The sequence below is a fragment of the Mesorhizobium sp. M7A.F.Ca.US.005.03.2.1 genome (assembly GCF_003997795.1).
Taxonomy (GTDB): domain Bacteria; phylum Pseudomonadota; class Alphaproteobacteria; order Rhizobiales; family Rhizobiaceae; genus Mesorhizobium; species Mesorhizobium ciceri.
Map to the genome: position 1 here is coordinate 1 of NZ_RZRP01000369.1, position 6004 is coordinate 6004.

At 64.3% G+C, this 6004-nt stretch carries 5 protein-coding genes; 3 read left to right on the forward strand and 2 right to left on the reverse strand.

Features of this window, described 5'->3' with window-relative positions; all coding sequences use genetic code 11:
* From EN991_RS20140 to EN991_RS20150, 3 genes are all read left to right on the forward strand, one after another.
* Window positions 1–1940 (forward strand): molybdopterin oxidoreductase family protein (locus tag EN991_RS20140; RefSeq protein WP_127369384.1); only part of this gene is annotated, 1940 nt, incomplete at its 5' end.
* Window positions 1937–2671 (forward strand): 4Fe-4S dicluster domain-containing protein, encoded by a 735-nt coding sequence (locus EN991_RS20145; RefSeq protein ID WP_127267783.1) that lies wholly within the window; start codon window positions 1937–1939, stop codon window positions 2669–2671. The genes EN991_RS20140 and EN991_RS20145, both read left to right, overlap by 4 nt.
* Before the next feature lie 3 nt (window positions 2672–2674).
* Window positions 2675–3610 carry a DmsC/YnfH family molybdoenzyme membrane anchor subunit gene (locus EN991_RS20150; protein ID WP_127366794.1) on the forward strand — a complete coding sequence of 312 codons (936 nt, stop codon included), beginning with the start codon at window positions 2675–2677 and terminating at the stop codon, window positions 3608–3610.
* 6 nt (window positions 3611–3616) lie between these two features.
* On the opposite strand, the gene pdeM is transcribed toward EN991_RS20150, so the two are convergent.
* Together pdeM and EN991_RS20160 are read right to left on the reverse strand one after the other, a co-directional pair.
* Entirely contained in the window at window positions 3617–4333 is a 717-nt protein-coding gene (gene pdeM / locus EN991_RS20155) for a ligase-associated DNA damage response endonuclease PdeM (RefSeq protein ID WP_127369385.1), read from the reverse strand.
* Window positions 4330–6004, reverse strand: a 1675-nt coding sequence (locus EN991_RS20160; protein ID WP_281058803.1) for a helicase-related protein, incomplete at its 5' end; no start/stop codon positions are given. The genes EN991_RS20160 and pdeM, both read right to left, overlap by 4 nt.

Here is a 6004-nt window from a genome sequence, read left to right on the forward strand (position 1 = left end):
TCACGATCGGCGGGCGCCGCTGCGTCCCGGTGTTCCAGCTGATCGCCGACCGCTACCTCGATGAGAGTTACGCACCGGACTCGGTCGCCGAGCGCTGCGGCATTGCCGCCGACACGATCCGCAGGATCGCCGCCGAACTCGCCCATGTCGCCTTCGAACAGACGATCGAATTGCCGATCGCCTGGACCGACTGGGCCGGGCGCCGCCACGAGACGATCAAGGGGCGGCCTGTCTCGATGCACGCCATGCGCGGCATCTCGGCCCATTCGAACGGTTTTCACACCTGCCGCGCCATCCATCTCCTTCAGGTGCTGTTGGGCACGGTGGATGTCCCCGGCGGCTTCCGCTTCAAGCCGCCCTACCCTCGATCCGCGCCGCCCGGACCGAAGCCGGCGGGCAAGACCGTCAAGCCGATGACGCCGCTCGACGGCATGCCGCTCGGCTTCGTCTGCGGGCCGGACGATTTGCTGGTCGACGAGGCCGGCACGCCGCTTCGCATCGACAAGGCCTATTCGTGGGACGCGCCGCTGGCCGCGCACGGCCTGATGCACACCGTCATCCGCAACGCCTGGGCAGGCGATCCCTACAAGATCGACACGCTGATGATGTACATGTCGAACATGGCGTGGAATTCCTCGATGAACACCGTCGAGACCATGGCGATGCTGACCGACAGCGACGAAGCGGGCAACTACAAGATCCCTTTCATCATCTATTCCGACGCCTATTATTCCGAGACCGTGCCGTTCGCCGATCTGGTGCTGCCGGACACGACCTATCTCGAGCGCCACGACTGCATCAGCCTGCTCGACCGGCCGATCAGTCATGCCGACGGACCGGGCGACGCCATCCGCCATCCCGTCATCGAGCCCGACCGCGACGTCCGGCCGTTCCAGTCGGTGCTGATCGAACTCGGCGCCCGGCTCGGCCTGCCTGGTTTCGTCGATGAGGACGGCTCGGCCAGATACCGCGACTATGCCGACTACATCGTCAACCATGAGCGCACGCCCGGCATCGGCCCGCTCGCCGGCTGGCGCGGCAAGGATGGGACCTCGACCGGCAGGGGTGAGGCCAACCCGGACCAGTTGCAGCGCTACATCGACAATGGCGGCTTCTGGCATCATGATTTCGCGGACGACCAGCGCTATTACAAGATGGCCAACCGCTCCTATCTCGACTTCGCAGTGCAGATGGGTTTTATCCCGAAAGCCGAACCGATCGTTTTCCAGCTCTACTCGGAGCCGATGCAGCGCTTCAGGCTTGCCGCGCGTGGCCATGGCCGTGTGGTGCCGCCGAAAGGCGATCGCCAGCGCATCGAGACCTACATGGACCCGCTGCCGTTCTGGCACATGCCCTTCGAGGAAGCGGTCGTCGACCTCGAAAAATATCCGCTGCATGCGCTGACGCAGCGGCCGATGCACATGTACCATTCCTGGGGTTCGCAGAATGCGTGGCTGCGGCAGATCACCAGCCAGAACCGGCTGTTCGTGCATCACCGGACGGCAGCCGGTCTCGGCCTTGTCGATGACGACTGGGTGTGGATCGAAAGCATCAACGGCAGAGTGAAGGGGCAGATCAAGCTGATCGACGGGGTGAACGAAAGCACGGTCTGGACCTGGAACGCCATCGGCAAAAGGCGCGGCAGTTGGGGGCTGAAGGACGACGCGGCCGAGAGCAACCGCGGCTTCCTGCTCAACCATATCATCGGCGACCAGACCTCGGCCGACGCTCAGGGCAAACGCTATTCGAATTCCGATCCGGTGACGGGCCAGGCTGCGTGGTTCGACCTGCGCGTGCGCATCGTCAAATGCGCAGCCGAAGAAGCCGGGTTCACCGAGCCGCAGTTCCAGCGTTTCCTGCAGCCGCCGCATTTCGAACCCTCGCCCGACAGACTGATTTTCGGCGCCGAATTCCGCAGGGCGAGAGAGGCGACCAAATGACCTGTCTGCCAAGTCAAAGCGACAAGAAACTCGGCCTCGTGATCGACCTCGATACCTGCGTCGGCTGCCAGGCCTGTGTCACCGCCTGCAAGGAATGGAACACCGGCGGCCACATGGCGCCGCTGACCGACATCGATCCCTATGGCGGCCATGTCGACGGCGTCTGGTTCAACCGCGTGCACGCTTATGAGCACACCACCGAGATGGGCGGACGGACGGTGAACTTCCCGCGCTCCTGCCTGCATTGCGAGACGCCGGCCTGCGTCACCGTCTGCCCGACCGGCGCCTCCTACAAGCGGGCTTCGGACGGCATCGTGCTGATCGACGAGGACAAGTGCATCGGCTGCAAATTGTGCAGTTGGGCCTGTCCTTATGGAGCACGCGAATTCGACACCGATGTCGGGGTGATGAAGAAATGCACACTGTGTGTCGACCGCATCTACAATGACAATCTGGCCGAAGAAGACCGCGTGCCGGCCTGCGTCGCCGCCTGCCCGACCAGCGCCCGGCATTTCGGCGATCTCGGCGATCCCCTGTCGGCTGTCTCGCAACTGGTGGCGGAGCGCGGTGGTGTCGACCTGATGCCTGAGCTCGGCTATCGCCCGACCAACAAATATTTGCCGCCACGCGCCCACACCGCGCGCGCCGCATCGGTGGCCGCGCCGGCATTGGAACCGGTGCGGGCCGAAGGCGGTTTCCTCGGCTGGGTCGACCGCATGCTTTCGAACTGACCCATGCATCCAGCCTTCTCCGTCGTCTTCTTCACCACTGCCACCGGCGCGGGCTACGGCCTGCTCGCGCTGCTGGGCACGCTCGGAGGCTTCCAGATCATCCCACCCGATTTCTGGCTGGGCTTTATCGGCATGGGGCTGGCGCTCGGCCTGATCGTGGCCGGCCTGTTGTCCTCGACGGGTCATCTCGGCCGCCCCGAACGCGCCTGGCGGGCGTTCTCACAATGGCGCAGTTCATGGCTGTCGCGCGAAGGTGTTGCCTCGGTCATCACCTTCATTCCGGCGGGACTGTTCGGCATCGGTTGGATATTCTTCGGCAAGACCGATGGCTGGGTCGGCATCGCCGGATCTCTGGCCGCCATCGGCGCAATCATCACCATCTGCACCACCGGCATGATCTATGCGTCGCTGAAACCGATCGCCCAGTGGCACAGCCGCTTCACCCTGCCCGGCTATCTCATCTTTTCGGCGATGACCGGCAGCGTGCTGTTGAACGCACTGCTGCAGGGCTTTGCGCTTGGTTCGAAGGTGCAGCTGGCGGCTTGCCTGCTGCTGACCTTGACCGGCTGGGGCTGGAAGCTCGCGACCTGGCGCTACAATGACCGGCTGGAGATTCCGACCACCGCCAACACCGCGACCGGGCTGGCGGGAGGTACGGTGCGGTCGCTGGAATGGCCGCATACCGAAGAGAATTACCTGCTCAAGGAAATGGGTTTCCGCATCGCGCGCAAGCATGGCGCGCGGCTGCGCCAGATCACGCAGCTTCTGGCCTTCGCGTTGCCCTTGGGGCTGCTCGCCATTGTGTTCGCCCTGCCCTGGCCGCCGGCAGCGTTGCTGTCGGTACTCGCTGCTGCAATCCAGTTCGCCGGCATGCTGGTCGAGCGCTGGCTGTTCTTTGCAGAGGCGAAGCACACGGTTACGCTCTACTACGGCAGGTAGGGCTGTTTAGCCCGGCCGCAGCATCGAGCCGGAAATGGCAAAGATGCGTTGGGCGCCCAGCATATAGGCCATCAGCGTATCCAGCCGGAACAGCCCGGCATAGGCGCGATCGAGCACGTTGAGCGAGCCTGTATAGGCACCGAAGGCCGGCATGATCATGCGGCCGCCGTCGCCGGCAAAGCAGCGGCGCCGCACCGAGCGGCCCTGCTGGACGATGCGGGCGCAGGGATGCAGATGGCCCGCTATTTCGCCTTCGACACGCTGCTTCGATGGCTCATGCCGGAACAGCAGCGAGCCTATAGCAAGTTCACGCACCGTCTCGCCAGGCAGGTCGGCTGGCGCTTCCGGGTCATGATTGCCGGCGACCCAGAACCATTGCCGGCCTGATATCAGCCCTTCCAGCCGCTCTCGGAAACTTGCATGCATGCGTTGGGCGCCGCCGCCATCGTGAAAGCTGTCGCCCAGGCTGATGACGATCGACGGCTGGTAGTCAGCGATGACGGCCTGCAATCGCAGCAAGGTCGCGCCGGTGTCATAGGGCGGAATCAGCGTGCCGCGGCGTGCCAGCGACGAGCCCTTTTCCAGATGCAGGTCGGACACGGCCAGAAGCCGCAGATCCGGAAAATAAAGCACGCCGCGCGGGTCGCAGACGGCGCGTTCGCCTGATATGCCGACAAGATCGGCCTCGGCGATCAGCGATGTGCGCGCCAGCGAAAAATTCATTCCTCGACCATCTCCGGCCCCATGGCCTCTGCGACCAGCGACGCCGCATCCATCAGCAATGTCTCATCGGCTTCGCCGTTCACCGGCATCTTGCCGATCTCGAGCATGATCGGCACGGCGAGCGGCGATATCTGTTCGAGTGCCTTATGCACGATTCGACCCTGGATGCGCGAGAGCATGTCGGCAAGTCTGCTGACATCGAGCAGGCCGGCCGCCGCATCGGCACGCGTCGCCTGCAGCAGGATGTGGTCCGGTTCATGGCTGCGCAGCACGTCATAGATCAGGTCGGTCGAGACCGTGACCTGGCGGCCGCTCTTCTCCTGGCCAGGGTGGCGTTTCTCGATCAATCCGGAAATCAGAGCGCAGTTGCGGAAGGTGCGCTTGAGAAGCCAGCTGTCGGCAAGCCAGGCTTCGAGGTCGTCGCCCAGCATGTCCTGGTCGAAAAGTGCGCTCAGCGAAGGCTTCCTGGCTTTGAACATCGCGCCCATGTCGCCCAGTGACCATATAGCCAGCGCATAATCGGTGGCGACGAAGCCGAGCGGCCTGGCTCCTGCCCTGTCGAGGCGGCGGGTGAGCAGCATGCCGAGCGTCTGGTGCGCCAGCCTGCCCTCGAACGGGTAAGCCACCAGATAGTGGCGGTTGCCTCGTGGAAAGGTCTCGATCAGCAGGTCGTCGCGCTTGGGCAGCACCGATTTGTCGGCCTGGAAGCGCAGCCAGTCGGCGACCTGCTCGGGCAGCTTTTTCCATCGCTGCGGGTCATCGAGCATGATGCGGACCTGTTCGGCGAGATAGGTCGAAAGCGGAAACTTGCCGCCTCCATAATAGGGCACCTTGGCATCGCTGCCCGGCGCGTTCGACACGAAGCATTCATTCTCGCGGATGCCCTCGAAGCGCAGCACCTTGCCGGCGAACATGAACGTGTCGCCATGCGTCAACGTTTCGAGGAAGGCCTCCTCGATCTTGCCGAGGACCCGGCCGCCACGCGAAGCCGCGCCTTTGCTGCCGGCCTGCACATATCGAACATTCAGCGCCGGCACCTCGATGATGGTGCCGACATTCAGCCTGTATTGCTGGGCGACGCGCGGATTGGACACCCGCCACAACCCGTCCTTGTTCAAACGGATGCGGGCGTAGCGTTCGTAATTCTTGAGCGCATAGCCGCCGGTGGCAACGAAATCGATGACGCGGTCGAATGTCGGCCGGTCGAGGCTGACATAGGGTGCTGCCGTTCGCACCTCCTCGTACAGGTCATCGGCACGGAACGGCGCGCCGCAGGCGCAGCCGAGCACATGCTGGGCCAGCACATCGAGCCCGCCATTGATCAACGGAGGCGTGTCCTGCGCGCCTAAATAGTTGGCGTCGAGGGCGGCCCGGCATTCCAGCACCTCAAAGCGGTTGGCGGGGATGAGGATCGCCTTGGACGGCTCGTCCATGCGGTGATTGGCACGGCCGATGCGCTGTGCCAGCCGGCTCGCCCCCTTTGGCGCGCCGACATGCACGACCAGATCGACATCGCCCCAGTCGATGCCGAGATCGAGCGTCGAGGTGGCGACGATGGCGCGCAGCGCGTTTTCGCCCATCGCCTTCTCGACCCGCCGGCGCTGGGCGACGTCGAGCGAGCCGTGATGCAGCGCGATCGGCAGGGTGTCCTCGGTGACCCGCCCCAATTCC